The sequence below is a fragment of the Actinoplanes sp. G11-F43 genome, assembly GCF_050589265.1.
GTDB lineage: Bacteria > Actinomycetota > Actinomycetes > Mycobacteriales > Micromonosporaceae > Actinoplanes.
In genome coordinates this window covers 22,735-42,688 of the sequence record NZ_JBNZCE010000038.1, presented here as the reverse complement: position 1 = coordinate 42,688, position 19,954 = coordinate 22,735, and the positions used below count along the sequence as shown (strand labels likewise).

Annotated in this window: 20 protein-coding genes; 4 read left to right on the top strand and 16 right to left on the bottom strand. The window is 69.9% G+C overall.

The annotated features are described in order from the left end of the window. Positions 1–487: 487 nt before the first annotated feature. Together ACQ0O7_RS35890 and ACQ0O7_RS35885 are read left to right on the top strand one after the other, a co-directional pair. A complete protein-coding gene (locus ACQ0O7_RS35890; protein WP_430789121.1) occupies positions 488–730 on the top strand; it encodes a hypothetical protein in 243 nt (80 codons plus the stop codon). After that, positions 723–1,082, top strand: coding sequence for a hypothetical protein (locus ACQ0O7_RS35885; RefSeq protein WP_430789119.1), 360 nt, complete (start codon positions 723–725; stop codon positions 1,080–1,082). The genes ACQ0O7_RS35890 and ACQ0O7_RS35885 overlap by 8 nt, the downstream gene beginning before the upstream one ends. Positions 1,083–1,359: 277 nt before the next feature. Here ACQ0O7_RS35885 and ACQ0O7_RS35880 read toward each other — a convergent pair whose 3' ends face one another. From ACQ0O7_RS35880 to ACQ0O7_RS35865, 4 genes are all read right to left on the bottom strand, one after another. After that, on the bottom strand, positions 1,360–2,181 hold the full coding sequence (locus tag ACQ0O7_RS35880; RefSeq protein ID WP_430789117.1) for an SAM-dependent methyltransferase: 822 nt from the start codon (positions 2,179–2,181) through the stop codon (positions 1,360–1,362). Between the two features lie 101 nt (positions 2,182–2,282). Then, positions 2,283–3,845, bottom strand: coding sequence for a diguanylate cyclase (locus ACQ0O7_RS35875; protein ID WP_430789115.1), 1,563 nt, complete (start codon positions 3,843–3,845; stop codon positions 2,283–2,285). Between the two features lie 157 nt (positions 3,846–4,002). Then, positions 4,003–5,556, bottom strand: coding sequence for an MDR family MFS transporter (locus ACQ0O7_RS35870; protein ID WP_430789113.1), 1,554 nt, complete (start codon positions 5,554–5,556; stop codon positions 4,003–4,005). A 73-nt stretch (positions 5,557–5,629) separates the two neighbouring features. After that, positions 5,630–6,049, bottom strand: coding sequence for a MarR family winged helix-turn-helix transcriptional regulator (locus tag ACQ0O7_RS35865; RefSeq protein WP_430789111.1), 420 nt, complete (start codon positions 6,047–6,049; stop codon positions 5,630–5,632). Positions 6,050–6,154: 105 nt separating this feature from the next. Here ACQ0O7_RS35865 and ACQ0O7_RS35860 point away from each other — a divergent pair, with 105 nt between their 5' ends. After that, complete coding sequence (locus ACQ0O7_RS35860; RefSeq protein ID WP_430789109.1) at positions 6,155–6,760, top strand: TetR/AcrR family transcriptional regulator; 606 nt, start codon at positions 6,155–6,157, stop codon at positions 6,758–6,760. Here the strand turns inward: ACQ0O7_RS35860 and ACQ0O7_RS35855 are convergent. Further along, a complete protein-coding gene (locus ACQ0O7_RS35855) occupies positions 6,757–7,317 on the bottom strand; it encodes a TetR/AcrR family transcriptional regulator (protein WP_430789107.1) in 561 nt (186 codons plus the stop codon). The two genes, ACQ0O7_RS35860 and ACQ0O7_RS35855, sit on opposite strands and share 4 nt — an antisense overlap. A 91-nt stretch (positions 7,318–7,408) precedes the next feature. Between ACQ0O7_RS35855 and ACQ0O7_RS35850 the strand changes: the two genes are divergently transcribed. Continuing rightward, a complete protein-coding gene (locus ACQ0O7_RS35850) occupies positions 7,409–8,170 on the top strand; it encodes a dienelactone hydrolase family protein (protein WP_430789105.1) in 762 nt (253 codons plus the stop codon). Here ACQ0O7_RS35850 and ACQ0O7_RS35845 read toward each other — a convergent pair. The 11 genes from ACQ0O7_RS35845 to ACQ0O7_RS35795 form a co-directional block, all read right to left on the bottom strand. Further along, positions 8,163–8,585: a VOC family protein gene (locus tag ACQ0O7_RS35845; RefSeq protein ID WP_430789103.1), complete on the bottom strand. Its 423-nt coding sequence runs from the start codon at positions 8,583–8,585 to the stop codon at positions 8,163–8,165. The two genes, ACQ0O7_RS35850 and ACQ0O7_RS35845, sit on opposite strands and share 8 nt — an antisense overlap. Positions 8,586–8,622: 37 nt before the next feature. Beyond that, positions 8,623–8,985: a hypothetical protein gene (locus ACQ0O7_RS35840; protein ID WP_430789101.1), complete on the bottom strand. Its 363-nt coding sequence runs from the start codon at positions 8,983–8,985 to the stop codon at positions 8,623–8,625. Next, positions 8,985–10,574 (bottom strand): DUF2334 domain-containing protein, encoded by a 1,590-nt coding sequence (locus tag ACQ0O7_RS35835; RefSeq protein WP_430789099.1) that lies wholly within the window; start codon positions 10,572–10,574, stop codon positions 8,985–8,987. Before ACQ0O7_RS35835 ends, ACQ0O7_RS35840 begins: the two co-directional genes overlap by 1 nt. Next, entirely contained in the window at positions 10,574–11,764 is a 1,191-nt protein-coding gene (gene wecB, locus ACQ0O7_RS35830; protein WP_430789097.1) for a non-hydrolyzing UDP-N-acetylglucosamine 2-epimerase, read from the bottom strand. The genes ACQ0O7_RS35835 and wecB overlap by 1 nt, the downstream gene beginning before the upstream one ends. Before the next feature lie 26 nt (positions 11,765–11,790). Then, positions 11,791–13,119: a glycosyltransferase gene (locus ACQ0O7_RS35825; RefSeq protein WP_430789095.1), complete on the bottom strand. Its 1,329-nt coding sequence runs from the start codon at positions 13,117–13,119 to the stop codon at positions 11,791–11,793. A gap of 301 nt (positions 13,120–13,420) precedes the next feature. Continuing rightward, positions 13,421–14,188 carry a hypothetical protein gene (locus ACQ0O7_RS35820; RefSeq protein ID WP_430789093.1) on the bottom strand — a complete coding sequence of 256 codons (768 nt, stop codon included), beginning with the start codon at positions 14,186–14,188 and terminating at the stop codon, positions 13,421–13,423. Positions 14,189–14,312: 124 nt separating this feature from the next. Beyond that, on the bottom strand, positions 14,313–14,939 hold the full coding sequence (locus ACQ0O7_RS35815) for a GTP-binding protein (RefSeq protein WP_430789091.1): 627 nt from the start codon (positions 14,937–14,939) through the stop codon (positions 14,313–14,315). Further along, the gene (locus tag ACQ0O7_RS35810) at positions 14,917–15,378 is read right to left on the bottom strand and encodes a DUF742 domain-containing protein (RefSeq protein WP_430789089.1); all 462 of its coding nucleotides are present in this window, start codon (positions 15,376–15,378) and stop codon (positions 14,917–14,919) included. Before ACQ0O7_RS35810 ends, ACQ0O7_RS35815 begins: the two co-directional genes overlap by 23 nt. Then, complete coding sequence (locus ACQ0O7_RS35805; RefSeq protein ID WP_430789087.1) at positions 15,375–15,821, bottom strand: roadblock/LC7 domain-containing protein; 447 nt, start codon at positions 15,819–15,821, stop codon at positions 15,375–15,377. The genes ACQ0O7_RS35810 and ACQ0O7_RS35805 overlap by 4 nt, the downstream gene beginning before the upstream one ends. Further along, complete coding sequence (locus tag ACQ0O7_RS35800) at positions 15,818–18,811, bottom strand: nitrate- and nitrite sensing domain-containing protein (protein WP_430789085.1); 2,994 nt, start codon at positions 18,809–18,811, stop codon at positions 15,818–15,820. The genes ACQ0O7_RS35805 and ACQ0O7_RS35800 overlap by 4 nt, the downstream gene beginning before the upstream one ends. Next, complete coding sequence (locus ACQ0O7_RS35795; protein ID WP_430789083.1) at positions 18,798–19,937, bottom strand: hypothetical protein; 1,140 nt, start codon at positions 19,935–19,937, stop codon at positions 18,798–18,800. Before ACQ0O7_RS35795 ends, ACQ0O7_RS35800 begins: the two co-directional genes overlap by 14 nt. Between the last annotated feature and the right edge of the window lie 17 nt (positions 19,938–19,954).

The following is a 19,954-nucleotide window of genomic DNA, read 5'->3' as shown; positions in this document are numbered from 1 at the left end:
GCAACCTCGTCATCAGCCTCCTGCGCCTGGCCGGCGCCACGAACGTCGCCAAAGCTCTCCGCCACAACAGCAGAAAGCCGCACCGATCCCTACAACTCCTCGGAATCGCTTGAAACGGTCAAACCTCTACCTTGCAAAGGCCCTGGGGTTGCTCCGACCGCTCTTCTGCCAGGTCACTCCCTGGAGATCGCCGGCCGGCATGCCGTTGACCACGTAGGCCATGTGAAGCTCCCTAGATTTGCCCCGGATCGCCCATCGATCCGGGATCGGTGGTGGTCTCCGCGTGCCTAAATCGGGCGGCGATGCAAATGCACGTGCATCTGGCCTTGCGTAGTCACGGGATTCTGAGCATGATAACGCACGTACTACTCCCTTTGGGTGTCACTGAGGGTGACATCTTTAGGTGATGGGTCGGTCGCGGAGCGACAGTCTGCGGCCTCGGCGCGAGGCTCCCTGGCGGGGGCGTCCTTAGCGAGAGGTGACGAGTATGTCGGTACCAAACTTCGGCCCGGAACACCCCGAATCGGGTGGTCCCGGCGCGGTCGACAGCCCGCGCTGGGGCAACTCCCTGGTCTACCGTGGCGAGCCGGACGAAGTCTTCGCGGCCTCCACCCGGGCGACCATGGTCAGCCACCGGTTCGGCGGGGTCAGGTATGCGTTGAGCCGGCCCGGCGGGACGACCGTCCGGAGGCCGCCTGCCGAGGAGGATGAGTCCGACGCGCGTGATTGAGCTCGTTCGTTGTCACCGCAGGCAGCGACAGGCCCGAGACCCGCGGCCCCGCGGCCCGCACCTGCGCGACAGTCGTCTGCGGCAGAGCGGGCCGGACTGGCCGGTGTACGAGTTCGCGGAAGCGGACTACTGCTACGGCGTCGGCCCCATCCGTTTCCGGCTGGAATGGGTGAACTGGGCGCAACCCATCCCGCACGAGGGAGACACCTGGCTGGCCGTGCGGGGAGTGGTCATCGATCGAGCCGGTCGTGACGGCGTCGTCCGGGAGATGCTGGTGCGCGCGTCCCGCGTGCCGCTCCCGCCGGCCAGCCGCCGCCCACGGATGAGGGCGCTGCGAAGCACGCCCGTCTGACACCGGGTGGGCGGCGCGGTTCCCCGTGCTGGGCCGCCCACCCGGCTCCACCCCCGCGGCCCGCGCCAAGCCGCAACAGTCCACGCAAGGTACCCCCACCCCGCGTGGACATCTGCGGCCCATTTCGGGCCGAAAGTGTCCACGCGGGGTGGCGCCGGGGTTTGCGTGCCGATTTGTGGGGCGTTTCGGGCTGTAAGTGTCCACGCGGTGTGGCCGCCACGCGGGGCGGCGGCGACGTTCGCGTGCTGAGTTGTGGCGCGGTTTGGACCGTGGGTGGTCAGGGTTTGCGGGCCACGCCTGCCCAGTAATATGCCGCCTGCGGATCGGCGACCGGCGCGTCCGGGCGCCACGCCGACACCGGCGACAAACCCGGCTCGAGCAGCTCCCAGTCACCGAAGAAGCGGCTCACCGCCTCCTTCGTGCGAGCCACCAGCGTCATCCCGGCCCCGGTGGCCGCTGCCACCGCCGCGTTGACCTCGTCGGGGTTGAAGTCCGCGGTCGGATGGGTGATGGCCAGGCAGCTGCCCGACGGCAGGGCGTCACGCAACTCGGCGACCAGCGACCACGGGTCGTCGGCGTCGGACAGCAGCATCAGGATGGCGATCAGGGTGAGGCCGACCGGCTGTTTCAGGTCGAGCGTGTCACGCAGTGCCGGATCGTCCAGGATGGACCGGGGTTCGCGGATGTCGGCCGCGATGTACTCACTACGGCCGGCCGGGTTGCTGATCATCAGGGCGCGGGCGTGGACCAGCACGATCGGATCGTTGTCCACATAGACCACTTTGGCGGACGGCTTGTGGCCCTGGGCGATCTCGTGCAGGTTGGGCCGGGTGGGGATGCCGGTGCCGATGTCCAGGAACTGGGTGATGCCCTCGTTGACGACCAGGTCGCGGGCGACCCGGTGGACGAACTTGCGGTTCTCGCCGGCCATGTAACGCATCCCGGGGATGGCTTTGATCATGGCCTCGCCGACCTGCCGGTCGATGGCGAAGTTGTCCTTGCCGCCGAGCCAGTAGTCGTAGATGCGGGCGGAGTGGGGCACGTTGATGTTGACGCCGGGTGGCGCGACCTCGGTGGGTGCGGAATTGCCGTCTGCCACGACCGCCTCCTAGCGTTCGACCCCTCGGCCAAGACCGATCCAGATTAGCCGGAACGATCGACCGGCTTCACCCCCGGCGACCGAATCCAGCCGGACGGCTGTCAGGCTGCCGAGGCGTAACCTCGGGAGGCTGTCGAGACGACACGGTCGCGGCCGGCATGTTTAGCAGCGTACAGGTGACTGTCCGCTGTGGACAGGAGTGCCGGTTGGGTGACCGCCGGAACGTCGGAGCAGGCGGCCACCCCGACACTGACGGTGACCGGCAGGCCGCGGGTGATGTCGCGCCAGTCGTGGTCGCGGATGGTGCGGCGGATGCCGTCGAGCAGCGCGGTGGCCCGGCCGGGGGTGGTGCCGGGGAGCACGATCAGGAACTCCTCACCACCCATCCGGGCGGCGAACCCCTCCGGGCAGGCGGCCGCGACACCCTCGGCCAGGAGCGCGGCGACCCGGATCAGCACCTGGTCGCCGACGTTGTGCGAGAGCCGGTCGTTGACCTGCTTGAAGTGGTCGAGGTCGATCAGTGCCACGGTCAGTGCCGGGTCGGTCTCGATCAGGTGGGGCAGGCTCTCGTCGACGAAGCGGCGGTTGTGCAGGCCGGTCAGCGGGTCGCGGCGGGCCTGCTCGCGGAATCGCTCGGCCTCCTGCCGGGCCTCCATCGTCTCGAACATCGCCTGCCGGGTCCGGGTCCGTGCTTCGCGCTGGAGCGAGTGCAGATTCTGGTACGCCGTGAAGAAGGTCTTGTGCACGGCGAACGCCTCGGCGAACTCACCCCGGGCGGCGTGCAGCTCGGCCTGCTCCTGGTGCAGCCGGACCAGCATGTCCAGAAGGTGGCGGTCGACGCACAGCTCCCGGCACTCGTCGAGGCTCTGCTGCGCGGCGTCGTAGGCTTTCAGGCCGCGCTGGGCCTGGGCGATGGTGAGCAGATAGCCCGCCAGCGCGTCGGCCCGGTCGTGTTGACCCTCGCCGTGTCGTGCGATGCAGAGCCGCATGGTGTCCTCGGCCTCGGCGTAGCTGCCGTTGCCGACCTGAATGGAACCGATCGTGTCCAGGTAGTCCGGCTCGAGAAGGATGTCCCACTCGGCGGCGAGACTCTGCAGCCGGTTGGCGACCTGCTCGGCACGCTGCCGGTTGCCGGTGTCGAACTCGGCGAAGGCCTGGTTGTTGAGCAGGCAGAGCAGGGCCGGCGAGCCGGTCATCACGGCCAGCTCCTCGGCCTGGGCGTAGCGCACCCGGGCGGCGTCCATCGAGCCGGCCGCCCAGAACGAGTCGGCGAGCTTGGTGCGGTGCCAGATGTGCATGTGGGTGGTGGCGTCGTCGTCGAGCAGCTCGACCGAGAGCAGCGCGTGCTCCAGGGCCTGCTCGGCGTCGCCGAGATGCTGATGGATGTAGGACCAGAGGACGTGCATCCGGGCCATCAGGACCCGGGCGTCGTTGGCCACCGCCCACTCGTGGACCTGCCAGATCTGCTCGGTGGCGGCGGCGATGTCGCCGTCGCGCATCCGCATGTTGGCCTGGCAGAGCCGTGCTCGTGCGATCAGCAGCGGATCGCCCAGAGCCTGGGCGGCCTGCTCCAGCAGGATCGCCCGCGCCAACTCGGCGCGGGCGTCCCAGGAGCGCTGATCCTCGATGTCGAGCAGGGCAGCCGAGAGCGTGTCGGCATCCACCGGCAACTCCATCAACCGCCTCCAACTCCGAGTGTGTGTCATCCCTCAGTGAGTCGTCATCGGCTCGGGGGAGCCGAGGTTGAGGGAAACCACCCGGACCCCCGAGGCTAGCTCTGTGTGAGCGGCCGACCCCAGGGAGTGCGAGGTGATGTCCGCCCTATTCGACCGAGACCTTCTCGGAGGGCGACGAGACCGGCGGCTTGATGTCGACCGTCGACCGCAGTGCGGCCGGCCGCATCGCGATCGCCGCGATCACACCGATCACGGCCACCGCGGCCGAGATCAGGAAGATGTGCCCGGTGGCGTCGCCGTATGCGATCCGGACCACGTGCTGGATCGCCTCCGGCATGGCGCTCAGGTTGAGGCTGCTGCCGCTGCCGGCCGCGTCGGCGGGCACCCCCATCGCGCTGAGCTGCGAGGTCATCGAGTCGGCGACGTGCCGGGCGAGGACCGCGCCGAGCACCGAGACGCCGATCGTGCCGCCGAGCGAGCGGAAGAAGGCGACGGTGGAGCTGGCCGCGCCGATGTCCCGGAGCGAGACGGTGTTCTGCACGGCGAGCACCAGGTTCTGCATCGACATGCCGACCCCGACGCCGACCAGGGCCATGCAGGCGCCGATGTACCACAGGGAGGTGTCGTGGTCGAGGAAGGAGAGCCCGGCGAACCCGGCGACCAGGATGATCGTGCCGGCCACCACGTACGGCTTGATCCGCCCGGATTTGGTGATCGCCTGCCCGGCCAGGGTGGAGGAGACCAGGACGCCGGCCATCATCGGGATCATCAGCAGGCCGGCCTCGGTGGGGCTGTAGCCGCGGCCGATCTGGAAGTACTGCCCGAGGAAGACCGAGCCGCCGAACATGGCCATGCCGACCGCGAGGCTGCCGATGATCGCCAGGGCGGTGGTGCGCTCCTTGAGGATGGGCAGCGGGACCACCGGCTCGGCGACCCGGGACTCGACCCAGACGGCCAGCGCGAGCAGCACCAGGCCGCCGCCGACCATGGCGAGGGTCTGCCAGGAGATCCAGCCGAACGCGTCGTCCACGAAGGAGACCCAGATCAGGATGACGCTGACGCCGGCCGCGATGAGGGACGCGCCCAGGTAGTCGATCTTCACGTCGTCGCGGCGCATCACCGGCAGGTGCAGAGTCTTCTGGAGGACGAGCAGGGCGATCACCGCGAACGGCGCGCCGATGAAGAAGCACCAGCGCCAGCCGAGCGCGTCGGTGTCGACGATCAGGCCGCCGAGCAGCGGGCCGCCGACGGTGGCCAGGGCCATCACGCCGCCGAGGTAGCCGTTGTAGCGGCCGCGCTCCCGGGGCGGGATCATCGCGGCGATGGCGACCTGCACCAGCGCCTGCACGCCGCCCATGCCGAGGCCCTGGAAGGCGCGGGCGGCGATCAGCTGCTCGGTGTTCTGGGTGAAGCCGGCGATCAGCGAACCCACGATGAAGATGATGATCGAGATCTGGACCAGCAGCTTCTTGCTGTAGAGGTCGGCCAGCTTGCCCCAGATCGGGGTGGACGCGGTGGCGGTGAGCAGGGTGGCGGTGACCACCCAGGTGTACTGCGTCTGGGTGCCGTTCAGATCGCCGATGATCTTCGGCAGTGCGGTGGAGACGATGGTGGAGCTGGCCATCGCCACGAAGAGCACGAGCAGGAGGCCGGATAACGCCTCCAGGATCTCGCGATGGGTCATCGGGCGCTCGGTCATCGCGCCACCTCCGCTGCGCTCCGGCGCCGCGATGACCTGCAAACGGTGCTGGATGGTTCGCTCGCAAGCTCGCTCACTGCGTGACCTCTTCCTGGGTGATCAGATCGTGGGCCATCCGGCTCAGCGAAGTGGTGAACGTGTTGATCTCCTCGGGTGTCCAGTCGCGCAGTGCCGCCGCGATCCGGGCCTCGTAGAAGGTCTCGGTCTGGTCGAGAAGGGCATGGCCGGTCTCGGTCACGTGCAGGATGCTGGCCCGGCCGTCGGTGGGGTCGGCGATGCGTTCCACCAGGCCGGACCGGACCAGTGAGGCGACCGCCCGGCTGATCGTCGAGGGGTCGAGCGCGTGGGCGCTGGCCAGCTCCTTCATGTGGCAGCCGGCCGACTCGCGGCGACGGATCGCGGCCAGCACGCCGATCGGCGCCTGCACCGGGTGGGCCTGTTTAAGCAGCCGGACCGCCTTGATGGCGTCGTGCAACGCCTCCACCAGCGTCATAGCCGCCTCCTCGCAATGCTTGGTGCATACAACTATCTTCCCAAAATTGCCCAGTGCGCAAGTTTGCTCATTGGGAACTCAGTCACACGCCGGTACGCTCAGATCATGAGTGCGGCGACCGAGCAGGGGCTTCGCGAGCGGAAGAAGGCGGCGACCCGGCAGGCCCTGCACGACGCGGCGCTGCGGCTGGCCCTGGAGCACGGCCCGGAGCGGGTCACCGTGGAGGCCATCGCCGACGAGGTGGGTGTCTCCCGGCGGACCTTCTCCAACTACTTCGCCAGCAAGGAGGAGGCGCTCTTCTACGGCGACCAGCGCCGGATGCGCCTGCTCGCCGACCGGGTCCGGGACCGGCCGGCCGCCGAGCCGCCGTGGACCGCGCTGACCGAGGCCGCCCGGATCTTCTACGCCGACCTGGGCGATCTCGACCCGGAGTGGATCGCGCGGAGCCGGCTGGTGCGCCGCCACCCGTCGCTGGCCGCCGCGCAGGTGCAGACCTTCGCCGCCAACGAGCGCGAGCTGGGCGAGGCGGTCGCGGTCCGCCTCAAAGACCAGGACCGATTGGGTGTACGCGCGAAGCTGCTCGCCGCGGTCTTCCTGTCCGCTCTGCGGATCGCTGTGAACACCTGGCTGGAGCACCCGTCCGAGGTCCGGTTCTGGGATCTGGCCGGCGAGATCCTGGACGACGCCGGGCGCGGGCTCTCCCAGTTCTAGGGTTTGGCGCCCAGCCCGCCGATGACCAGGGTGAGCTGACGGCGCCAGGCCTGCGGATCGGCGGAGTGCTGGGCCACCCCGGCGTTCGCCATCATCAGCAGATCCATGTCGTGCCTGGTGAAGTCGGCGCGCAGCCGGCCGGCGCGCTGGGCCCGGGCGTACACGTCGACCGCCCGCTGCTGGGCCGCGGTCCGTAGTGCGGCGAGCCGCTCGTCGTCGTCGAAGGCGCTGGTGACCAGCAGTTCGGCGAGCCCCCGGTCGGTGGCCTGGAGTTCGCAGACCCGGGTCAGGTAGCCGACGAACCCGGCCCACGGGTCGGGGTGGTCGAGGGCCTGTTCGGCGAGCCGCACCGCGGCGGTCATGTGACTGGCGAAGACCTCGGCGATCAGATGCCTGCGGCTGGGGAACCGGCGGTAGAGGGTGGCGTTGCCGACGCCGGCCCGGCGGGCGATCTCGTCCAGGGAGGCGTCCAGGCCCTGCTCGGCGAAGACCGCACGTGCCGCGGTGAGCAGGGCCGCACGATTGCGGCGGGCGTCCGCACGCAGCCGGGTGGCCATGCGCCACAGGATACGACGTTCCCGGGGAATCACGGAGATTCGATGTTACGGTCCGCGTGATCAATGCCGAATCGGTACAGGAGGTGCGGTAATGCCGCAGATCGAGATCGAGGTCCCGACCGCGGACGGCGTCGCCGAGGCCTATCTCAGCACGCCGGAGGGCGACGGGGAGGCGCCGCCGGTGCTGATGTTCATGGATGCGTTCGGGCTGCGGCCGAGGATCCGGGAGATGGCCGACCGGATCGCCGGGCAGGGGTACGCCGTACTGGTGCCGAATCTCTTCTATCGCAGCGCCCACGGCCCGATCGTGTCGCCGGAGGAGCTCGCCGACGACGAGAAGCGGGGTGCCGCCTTCGGGCGGATCATGCCGATGATCCAGGAGCTGACCGCGGGCCGGCTGACCGCGGACGCCACTGCCTACCTGGACTTCCTGACCGGGCGGGACGGGGTGGCGGACCGGCCGGCCGGGATCGTCGGCTACTGCATGGGCGGGCGGTCCGCCCTGGTGGTGGCGTCGGCGCTGCCGAACCGGTTCGCCGCGCTGGCCAGTTTCCACGCCGGCCGGGTGGTCACCGACACCCCGGACAGCCCGCACCTGGGCGTGCCGTCACTGACCGCGGAGGTCTATTTCGGACACGCCGACAACGACGGGTCGATGACGCCGGAGCACGTCGCGGCACTGGAGGTGGCCCTGGCCGAGGCGGGCGTGGAGTACACCTCCGAGGTGTACGAGGGCGCGCCGCACGGATTCACCATGAGCGACACGTCGATGTACCACGAGGCGGGCGAGAAGCGGCACTGGGAGGTGCTGTTGCCGCTCTTCGCGCGACGGCTGAAGCCGGCGCTCAGCTGATACAGAACTCGTTGCCCTCCGGGTCGGCCATGGTGAACCAGGAGTGCGGGCCCTGACTGGCCTGCCAGAGGAAGACCGCACCCCGGGCGAGCAGTTTGTCGCGCTCGGCGTCCCGGTTCTCCGCGCCGACCCGGATGTCGACGTGCACCCGGTTCTTCACCGTCTTGGCGGCCTCGTCGAACTGGAAGAGCATCCGCCGCCCGGCCGTCGGGTGATTGATCGCGGCGCCGGTCCGCCACACCAGACGGCCGTGGTGGTGGACGGTCTCGGCGTCGGTGGCGTACCCCTTGGCGAGCATGTCCTTGATGAACGCCTCGTCCTGGGGCTCGACCTCCCAGCCCAGGGTCTCCGCCCACCAGTCGGCGAGCACGTGCGGGTCGGTGCAGTCCACGGTGACCTGGAAGTCGTAAGCCATGACCGCACGCTACCCAGGATTGCGGACAGCATCCGGCCTAATTGGCGTACAGGCCCGGGAAGTAGCGGTCGACCGCCGTCACGTCGTACACATGGCGCACTTCATTGATCTTCTGGTTCTCCACCCCGAGGAACTCGACCATCCGGGCGGTGCCGAACGGGCCGACCAGGTCGTAGATCAGCGCCGCCCCGTCGATCGCGTCGGTCCGGGTCACCACGGTCACCTCGTCGGCGAACGCGGCGATCCGGTGCAGGACCTGGAGCATCTCCTCGTCGTCGACGGGTGCGTCGAAGTTCCACTCGGTCTCCACGTCCGGGGTCAGCAGCTTGCGCGCCCCGGCCAGGTCGTCGCTGGTCCACGACCTGACCCAGAAGTCCACCACGTCCATGCCGGTCCCCATCAGCCGTTGAGCATCGCGTCGGCGCTCACGAACGAGTAGCCGGCTCCGATGATGCCCGGGATCAGTTCCAACAGATAGTCCAGGCCGAGGTACGGGTGGTAGAAGAAGCTGGCCACCCCGTCCCGGACCACCAGGTTGCGCTCGGCGCTGGCGACCAGGTCGGCGGGCAGCCGGACCGGGTGCGTGTTGTACGCCTCCGGCTCCACGTTGCCGATGTTCTCCGGCACCACGACCGAGCCGTAGACGTCGCGGACGGTGTACGGGAAGAACTGCCCGAACTGCCGGCCGTAGTCGTACTTCCCGCCGGTGAGCACGCCGGGGAAGTAGAGGCCCCGGTCGTACCGCTTGCCGAACAGGTTGTGCACCGCCTGGTAGTCGGCCGGGCTGGCGGCGTAGTGCGGGAACTCGAAGATCTTCGGGGTGCCCAGCCCGGTGGTGACGAACAGCGCGCCGGAGGCGACCATCCGCGAGGTGGCCCAGGCGACCGAGTCCTCCTTCACCGGGCCGTCGTAGATCACCCGGTCGGCGTCGTCGACGTGCGCGGTGTAGAACTCGAAGTCGTTGCCGCTGGAGCCGTCGTACGGGTTGTTCACCGCGCCGTACTGATGGGTGTAGCCGTGCATGAGCAGCGTGCCGCCCCGGGACTTCATGTACTTCAGCGCGGACACCACCTGCGGCCGGCGGGCCAGCGTGTAGTCGGTGGTCTTGTCCTTGTAGCGCGGGTAGACGGCGACGCTGAACGGCACCTTCATCGACCACAGGTAGTCGGCGATCGCCCGGAGCTGGTCCGGGTCGGCGTCCGGCCCGACGTCCTCCAGCCGGACCAGGGCCCGGTGGCGTTCCGGGGTGTCCGGGCCGAGCACGTCGAACAGCAGGTCGGCGAAGATCAGGTAGCGGTCGTCGTGGGTGACGTAGGAGTAGGGGATCTCACTGACGTACGTCAGGTTCCCGGACCGGACCGCCCACGGCAGGGTGCCGCCGTCGGCCCGGACCGCGGTGGCCAGGGTGGTGACCTTGGCCGGGTCGGTGACCGTCAGGTTCATCAGGCCGGACTTGTTGTCGTCGCTGCGCTCCAGGACCCGGCCCTTGTAGCCGACCTCGGCGAAGTCACCGAAGTCGAACAGGCCGCTGGTGAAGCCGTACTTCGCGGCGAAGCCGTCCACCCGGGTCAGCTGCCACACGTTGTCGCGCACCCAGAGCACCGGCTTGGTGGTGGCCATCACGTCGGCCAGGAAGGCGGCCGGCAGCGGCTCGTCGTAGGTCGAGCCCAGGTAGATCACCGCGGTGAAGTTCCTCAGGTCACCGGACCGGTAGCCGGCCACCGGAGCGGCCGTCCACGATCCGAAGTGCGAGCCGAGGTTCGCGGTCTGGGTGGCGTAGACCTCACCGAGCCAGCCGTAGTCGCCGGTGGTGTCGTACAGGATCAGGGTCTTGGCCGTACCGCCGCCGGGCGCGGCCTTTCCGGTCCTGGTGTTCTTGGTGGAGACCGCGGCGTCCGCCTCGATGGCGGTGAGGCCGACGCCCGCGACCGCGGTGGCGGCCACGCCGGCGATCAGGACGCTGCGACGGGAGACGACGGTGTTAAGCATCAGGCCACGGCTCCGGTGATGGTGGTGACGACGGTCGAGGTGACGGGCATGGCCTCCGGGGCCGGGGCGAGACCCAGCAGGTTGGCGGTGGCCTGGGCGGTGCGGCGGGCGGCGAGACCATCGCCGTACGGGTTACCGCCGGCCGTCATCGAGTCCCGGCGAACCCGGCTGTCCAGCAGCTGCGACGCCTCGGTGACGATCAGCGCGGTGTCCGAGCCGACCAGCTTGGCGCAGCCGGCGTGCAGCGACTCCACCCGCTCGGTGACGTCCCGCAGCACCAGCGCCGGCACCCCGAACGAGGGCGCCTCCTCCTGGATGCCACCCGAGTCGGTGAGCACCAGGTAGGCCTCGGAGAGCAGCCGGGACAGGTCCGGGTAGGGCAGCGGGTCGGTGACGGTCACCCGCTCCACCCCGGACAGCGCCGCCTCGACCTGCTCGCGGACCGCCGGGTTGGGGTGGCTGGGCAGGATCACGTCGATGTCGTCGTACCGGGCGATCAGTTCCTTGACCGCGGCCAGGATCCGGTCCAGCGGCTCGCCCCACGACTCGCGCCGGTGGGCGGTGACCAGCACCAGCCGGTTGGTGCTGCCGGTCCGGGCGGCGGCCACCTCCGGGTTCTCGAACGGCAGCCGCCGGCCGGCCACTGCGAGGGTCGCGTCGACCACGGTGTTGCCGGTGATCAGCACGTCGCTCGCCGGGATCTTCTCGTCCAGCAGGTTCATCGCGGCCAGCGGGGTCGGCGCCAGGTGCAGGGCGGCGACCTGGGCGACCAGACGGCGGTTGCCCTCCTCCGGGAACGGCGACTCCAGGTCGCCGGAGCGCAGACCGGCCTCCAGGTGGACGACCGGGATGCGCCGCCAGAACGCGGCCAGCGCGCCGGCCAGGCTGGTGGTGGTGTCACCCTGCACGATCACCGCGGCCGGGGTGCGTACCGACCAGAGTTCGTCCAGTTCCCGGATCATCGCGGTGAGCAGTTCGGCCTGACCGCCGGTGACCCGCTCGACCTGGAGGGTGATGTCCGGCGCCAGGCCGAACGCTCCGAGCGCCTGGGTGACCATCGCCGGGTGCTGGCCGCTGGCGAGCAGCACCGGCTCCAGGATCCCGGCCTCCCGCATGGCGAGGGCGACGGGGGCGAGCTTGACGGCTTCGGGGCGGGTGCCGCCGACCAGGTGGACTTCACGACGAGACATGGTGGGGAGCCTTTTCTCGAGAATTGTCAGGCGGCGAGGGCGAGGGGTTCTTCGGCGAGGCGTTCGGTCTTGGCCCAGGCCTGGCGTCCGCTGGCCTGGCGGCCCAGGGCCCGGTAGGTGGCGGCGAGACCGAGGACCAGGAAGGCCGGGTACGCCAGGGCGGCGGTGAACATCCGCCGCATTCCCTCGTCGCCGTGTTTGCGCCGGTGGACCGCGGCCCAGAGCAGTCCGGGGAAGGTGGTGACGCCGAGCCAGACGGCGATGCTCACGGCCAGCGCGGTCCAGGTCGGGATGAAGACGATCGGATGCCCGATCAGCAGGCCGCCGAGCCCGGCGATCCCGGTGCCGATCAGCAGCACCGTGACCATCGCGTTGGCCCACGGGGAGAGCAGGTAGTGCAGCATCTCGGCGAGGGCGATCCGGGCCACCCGCGGTGACGAGAAGAGCCGGCCCAGGTAGCGGGCGCACTGCATGTTGCCCTGGGCCCAGCGGGTGCGCTGCCGGGTGAGCCGGCGGACGTCGACCACGGCCTGCTGGGTGACCGAGGCGCGGGAGGTGTAGCGGATGCCGACGCCGTTCAGGTGCATCCTCAGGCCCAGCTCCAGATCCTCGACCAGGCAGCTGGACCACGGGGCGGTGCCCAGCGCCTGGAGGGTGGACAGCCGGCTGAACTGGCCGTTGCCACCGAGGCCGACGGTGTCCAGGGCGTCGCGCATGTTCTGGCAGGCGTCGACGATCGCGCCGAACTCCAGATCCTGCACGGCGCCGAGCAGGCGGTTGCGGTTGCGGATGCGCACCTGCACCTGGGCCGCGCCGACCCGCTCGTCGCGCATCAGCCGGGAGATCTCCACCAGGATGTTCTCGCTGCCCTGGCCGTCGCCGTCGATGATGCCGACGACCACCTTCTCCGGGGCCACGCCGTCCCGTGCGGTCAGCATCGAGATGTGCCGGTAGGCGGCGTTCAGCGCCTCGCCCTTGCCCTGCCGGGCGTCCGGCAGGTCGCGGCGCATGACGTGCAGGCGGGGATGGTCGATGCCGGCCAGGACCTGCGGCGTACGGTCGTCCGAGCCGTCGTCCACCACCAGCACCCGGGACAGGGTGCCGGCCGGGCCGCGCAGGTTGAGCGCCGCGCCGACGGTGTTGGCGACCACGGCCTCCTCGTTCAGCGCCGGCACGATGATCCAGAAGTGCTGTGGGCGGCCGTTGCCACCGGCCACCGCCCGGTTGACGGTCCGTGGGCGGTGCGTGCCGTGGTAGCGCAGCGCGAACCAGACCAGGACCACGGTGGTGACCGGCCAGGCGAGCAGTACCGCATAACCGGCGACGGCGATCAGCCAGCTCTCCGACCCGTCCATTTCGGCACCTCCCCGCGCTGCTTACTGTCCGTGTAATCCGTCGAGCGAGGTGGGCCGCGCTCGTGGACGTAATAGGACATTAAGTAGCTACCGAGCGTGACTCAAGAGCGCTCAGCGGAACGAGGGCAGAGATCGGCCAAAAGGGCTAACCCAGACATCTCAGACTGTGGATTGCCAGGCGAAACAGGGCGCGTTCATGGGCAATTCCGGCAAAGCATCGCCACGTCGGGATGGAGTCGCGCGATTGCGGAGAGTGACCTTTAGGGTCGGCAAACGGTGACTACTTTGAGTAGTCGGCGACTTACTGCGGGCCGTTGAGCAGAGTGGGGTCGCTGCGCAGCATGGCAGCCAGGCGACGGGCTGCCTGCTCGGTCTCCTCCGGGCGCTCCACCTGCAACGGGATCGGCTCCGGCAGCGGCTCCAACAGCGGCGGTTCCGGATCCGGCTCCGGCCCGGCGGCCTGCGCCTGGGCGTACTCCGCATACTCCGCGTACGGGTGCTGGGCCGGAGCCGGAGCGTACGGCGGAGTCTGGGGTGGCACCTGCGGCGGTGGCGTCGGCGCGAATGGATGCGGGGTGATGTTGCCCTGCTCGGCGTAGCCGGCCGTCTCATACCCGAAGTGCTGCTCCGGGCGCGGCTGCACGAACGGCTGCTCGGCCGTCGTGGGCTCGGCGTAGTCGTAGTCGTAGTCGGTGGGCCCGAACCGGTCCTGATCGTCGTGGCTGGCCCGGGGCGGCGGCGGAGCCTGCTCCTCGGCCGGCTCCTCGACGTCGATCTCGAAATCGGCGTGCCGCGGACCGGCCTCGGTGGCCCGGGCCGCGACGTTGTTGTCGGCGGTCACCTGGACCACACCGTCGGCCATGGCGAAATGGAGCAGCACCGGATCGCCGGCCCCCTCGACACCGACCGTGACGTTCATCTGAGGGTTGCGGGACACCACACCCGCGATCGCCTCGACCAGCTCCGTCACCGCCGGCGGAGTGCCGCCGCCACCGTCCCCGTTGGCTCGGCGTCTCAGCTCGTCCCGCCGGGCGAGCTTGTCGAGCGCGTCGTCCAATCCGCCTCGCACGGTCACCGTCCTCTTTCCAACGCGGTCGCCCGGTACCCCAACTCTGCCCCTCCGCGGGCCGGTTTGGGAACCACCCTGTTCCGCCACCGGTGGGAAACCGTCACCGGGCGACCCGGTCCAAACCCTACGACTTCTGGCGGATCGCCTTGTCGAGAGCCTGGTCGAGAACGACGAGCAGGGCGTCCCGCACGGACGCACGGAAGCGCGCATCGAAGGATATGACCGGCACGTCTTCGCGTACCGCGAGGGCCCACCGCACCTCCTCCACGCTGTAGCTCATCTGCCCGTTGAACGTGTTGATGCCGACCACGAAGGGGAGTCCGGCCCGCTCGAAGTAGTCGACCGCCGGGTAACAGTCGTCTATTCGGTTGGTATCTACCACAACCAGGGCGCCGAGGGCACCCTTGACGAGGTCGTCCCACATGAAGGCGAACCGGGTCTGCCCCGGCGTGCCGAAGATGTAGAGCTTCAGCGTCTGGTCGATGGTCAGGACACCGAAGTCCATCGCCACGGTCGTGCCGGTCTTCATGGTGGCCTGACCGGGGTTGTCGATACCCACCGACTCCGAGGTCATCTCGGCCTCGGTGGTGAGAGGTGAGATCTCGGAGATGGCGCCGACGGTGGTCGTCTTGCCGACCCCGAAGCCGCCGGCCACGATGATCTTTACCGGGACGGGTGCCTTCTTGGGCGCGGCGCCGCCCGGTATGCGCGCGGTACCGACGACGCGGTTAGCTGATGGATCGAAGTCCACGGATCACTCGCATGATGGTCTCGGGGTCTGGTGTGTCGTTTTCCAGCACATGGACGTCGAGCTGGCCGGTGGCCCGCAGGTCACCGACCAGGATTCGCGTCACGCCCAGGTGCAGGCGGAGGCGTGCGGAGATCTCGGCTACCGAGATCGGGCTCTCCTCGCAGAGGGCCACGATCGCCCTGGTTTCCGGGGTCAGCCGGTGAGCCGGTGCGCCTGGCACCAACGTCACCTGCGTCTCCATACCGATGTCGGGGTCTCCTCCATCGGTCCGCCCGGCCGTGATGACGAACGGGCGCAGCGTGTTGGTCGACTGCTCGACCGGCGGCTGTTCCCCGGTGGGGGTGTAGCCGCCGGTCGCGTGCTTGGGACCGGATTGCAGGAAGGGCCGGACTCCGGGGCGCGCCGGAGTCACCGGGTCGTCGGAATCCGGGTACGTCATTGCTGAACGGCGTTCTTCAGCTCGGCGATCAGGCGCGGGCTCAGCGCACCACCGGCACGGGTGGCGAAGAGCGTCATCTCGTACGCCAGCGTGCCCAGGTTGGCGGAACGGTCCGCGATGACACCGAGAACCGAGCCGGCGCTGATCGCGGTGACGAGCAGGTAGCCGTCGGCCATGTCGATGATGACCCGGTTCAGGGCACCGAGGCGGTACCAGCTCGCCGCACCACCGGCGAGGCTGGTCAGGCCGGAGACCACGGCCGCGAGGCGCTCGGCGTTGGGCCGGTCCTTGATCGCGGACATGGCCATCAGCAGACCGTCCGAGGAGACGGCGATGGCTTCGATCACGCCCGCGGTGCCGGAGGTGAACGAGTCCAGCAGCCAGTTGAAGGTTTTGGCTTCAGCGCTGAGCTGACTGGGCGCTGCGGAGTAAGGGGATGTCATCGCGGTTGTCCCTCGTGTTGTGGCTGACTTTCATTCAGTGCGAGTGCGACGCCGTACTCGAACTGATCCATGAGAGCTCGTGCGGCCTCGGGGTCCAGTGTCGCTGGGGCCGGCGGCTGGATCGGTGTGCGCATCTCGTCGTGCGGGAGGCTGGCCCCCGGGACACGACGGGTCAGCGGCGTCGAGCCGTTGCCGTTGGCGGCCGGCGGGGGAGGCGGCGGAACCGGAGCGGCGGGCGGCGTGAAGGAGGCCGGGACCGCCGGGGAGACCGGTGCGGGCGTGTTCCAGGACGGCTGGCTGAAGTCCGGCGCCGGGGTGTGCCAGGACGAGTTGCTGACGTCCGGGGCGGGCATCGAGACGCTGGTGTCACCGGCGTCCCACTGCGCCTTGCTGACACCGGCCTCGAAGGCGTCGAACGCGGCCCGGGCGGCCAGCGCGTCGTCCTGCGACGTCGGGACGGCCAGCTGGTGCGGTCCGCTCTCGGCTGGCATCTGCTCGCCGGGGACCCGGCGGCGCAGCGGGGCGGGAGCGGCCGGGCGGCCACCGTTGTCCTGGGCCGGGACCGGCGGGGCGGCCGGCGTGGCGGGCACGATCGGTGCCTGCGAGACCGGGACTACCGCCTGCGACGGCACGTTCCAGGTCGGCTGGGCCGGCGGCAGCTCCGGCAGCGCGGCCGGGATCCGGCCGGCGATCGGAATGCCCATGTCCACCTGCGGTTGGGCCGGCTCCGGGTAGCCACCGGCCGACGGGTACGACGGTTCCTGGTACGCCCGGCCCGGCGAGTACACCGGCTCCGCGTCGTAGACCGGCTGGCCCGCGTACGGGTCGGCCGGAGCACCGCCCACGGCCGGCGCCGCGGCCGGTCCGAAGGCGTTCCAGGAGTTGCCGGTCTCGACGATCTGCGTGGCGCGGTTCAGCACCACCGGGTCGAACGGCTGCGCGCTGCCCGGCACCGACCGGACACCGGCGCTGGCGATGGCGACCTCGGTGGTGTTGCCGCGCAGCGCCCCCGAGTAGGCCGGAACCTGCTCGGCGGCCTGGATCTGCGGCACCGCGGGCGGGGCCGGGATCGTCGGGGCGTTGTTCGGGAACGGGGCCGGAGCCAGCGGGCTCAGGTTCTCCACCCGGGCCACCAGGTGCGACGGGTTGAGGTCGATCCAGGCGGTCAGACCGCCGTCCGGGGTGTCGGTCAGGGTCACCTCGATGCCGTGCCGGCGGGCGAGCCGGCCGACCACGAAGAGACCCAGCACCTCGGTGGGCGCCAGGTCGAGGCGCTCACGGCGGGTCAGTCGCGCGTTCTCCTCGGCCAGACGCTCGGGTGCCAGGCCCAGGCCGCGGTCGATGATCGCCAGGCGGGCGCCGCCGCGCAGCTCGTCGGCGCTGACCGTGACGTTGGTGTGCGGCGGGGAGAACGTGGTGGCGTTCTCCAGCAGCTCGGCCAGGAGCAGCGTCAGGTCGGCCAGGATGGCCGGGACCACGACGATGTCCTCCGGGATTTCCACCTCGACACGGGTGTAGTCCTCGATCTCGCCCAGGGCGAGACGGACGACGTCGGAGAGGGCCAGCGGGGCCATGTGCTCGTTGGCACCGGCACCACCGGAGAGCACGACCAGCGCGGACGCGTTCCGGCGCAGACGGCTGGACATGTGGTCCAGGCGGTAGAGCTCGCGCAGGCGGTCGCTGTCGGTCTCCTTGCGCTCCAGACCGTCGATCAGCGACAGCTGGCGGCCGACCAGGTTCTGGGTACGCCGGCCGACGTGGCCGAACATCTGGGCGACGTTACGGCGGCCGAGCACCTGGCGTTCCACCAGCCGGGCGGCGGTGGTCTGCACCCGGTCGAACGCGCGGGCCAGGTCGCCGATCTCGTCCTGGGCCTCGACATCGACCGGGTCCAGGCGGATCGGGCGGACCTGGGCCTCGGCCTCGTCGTCGGCCACCCGCTCCAGCTCGGACTCGGCGGCGCGGGCGATGCGGTCCGCGGAGACGGTCAGACGCCGCAGCGGCCGGGCGACCGCGCGGGCCATGAAGATGGAGAGCGTGATCACCAGGATGAGCAGCAGGATCGCGCCACCACCGATGAGGATCGCCTGCTGGATGGCGCTCTCCCGGTTGCTGTTCGCGGTGATGCTCACGTCCTGGGAGACGCGCTTCTCGACGAAGCTACCGAGAACGGTCACCGACTGCAGTGACGGGAACAGCGTCTTGATCGACAGGGTGCCCAGCGCGTCCTGCGGGTTGGTCTCCAGGGCGGTGCTGAACTTGCTGCCGACGCGGGCGGTGAACGCCTGCTGGGTGCTGATGTAGAGCTTGTACTGCGCGTCGGTGAAGTAGATCCGGGACGAGGTGATGAGCGCCTCGATCTGCGCGAAGTCCGAGGTGAACTCGCTCAGCATCTGCGATGCGAACACCTTGTTGGTCCGGTTCACGACCACCGCCGCGGCCAGCCAGCTGGCGGCCTGGTTGATCAGGTCGTCGGAGCGCATGGCGCGGTCCAGGGCGTACACCTGGCGGCCCACGCCGGTGGTGAGGTCGGCGCTGGTGGCCAGGCCCAGACCGTCGATCAGCGGGTCGATGGCGCCGGTGAAGTCCTCGATGACGTCCTGCGGCTCGATCGTCCGGTTCAGCACGTTCTGGCGGGTGCTGTTGAGCCGGCCCGCGGCGGTGATCGCCCGGCGCAGCTCCACCGGCGCGTTCTTGTCGTCGGCGAGGTCGGCCACCGTGTCGGCGGCCTCGGCGCTCTGCACCACCAGGGTCGGCTGGTCGACCAGGTTGAGCAGGTAGCCGACCGAGAGCAGCCGCTCCTCCTGGAGCTCGATCAGCGCCGAACTCACCCGGTTGGCGCGCTCGACGGTGCCGAGGATCTCGCCGGCGGTGCGGGCCGCATCGATGCGCTCGTAGATGACCGGGACACTCAGGCCGACGACGCCGAGCAGCGGTACGAGGATCAGCAGGGCCAGTTTGCCCAGGATGCGGAACTTACCGAAGAGCACCGGAACGCTCCCGCCCGGCCGAGCCGTTGCCGTAGTTGGAGGCGTCGCCGTAACCGGGGACCTGGTCGTAGGGGTTGCCGGCGCCGCCGTAGGTGCCGGCCGCCGGACCGGACTGGCCGGACTGGCCGTCGACGTGCACCGAGACGTCGCGGCTGGTCTGCCCGGCGTCGGCGGAGCGGGTGGCCGGCGCGGAGGCGCTGCCGCGGGCCCAGAAGGTGGCGAGCAGGATCAGCACGACCGCGACCCCGAGCAGCGCCCAGGCCTCGATCTGGCGGTAGTTCAGCTCGTCCATCCGCTCGTCGAGCAGGGTGGACATCTCCTTGAGGAGCACGGTGGCCAGAGCGCTCAGCGCGGTGCTCAGGGTGCTCTGGGCGGTCACCAGGGTGGAGACGTCCGGCTCGCCGCCGAAGTTGGCGCCACGGTTGGCGGCCTCCACACCACGGCGGAACGAGTCCAGGTTGTTGACCGTGTTGCCGGCGAGGGTGGAGCTCTCCGTGTCGTCGGCGGCGGCCTGCAGGTTGTCGGTCAGTTCGGCGACGCCGTCCTGGACCGCGGCGACCTCGATGCCGAGCTGAACCTGAAGCGCGGACTTCGCGGCCCGGCCGGAGGCTGCGGCGACCATGTTCGCCAGGTCGCTCATCCGGCTCACCGCGGTGACCGTCTCCGGCATGTTGACCGTGACGGACTCCTGCAGGTACCAGATGTCGTTCTGGGTGTCCATGTTGAGCTGCGAGTTCTCGCGAACCTCGCTGTAGAGCTGCAGCGCCAGGTCCCCGACCTCGACGTGGGCCTGGTAGATGGTCTGCGAGTTGCCGGTGACGGTCGGCAGGCGGCCGATCTTGTCCCTCAGATCGGTCCAGCGGGTCTCGGTGCCCAGCGTCTGGCCGAGGCGGCCGTCGGCATCCGCCACACGGGCGACGGCCGAGGTCAGCGAGGCGGGCTCGGCGGTGACGCCCTGCAGTGACTGCGACTGCGAGTCGGCCAGCGCGCTGATCAGCGGGGCCAGGGCGACCAGGTATTCCACACCCTGTTGCTTGAGTTCCGTGTCGTCCCGCTGAGTCGAAACATCATCCAGGACGCGCAGGAACAGGGCTGCGGTCGGCAGAACGACGAGAACCGTCAGCACCGCCGCCAAGGCGGAGC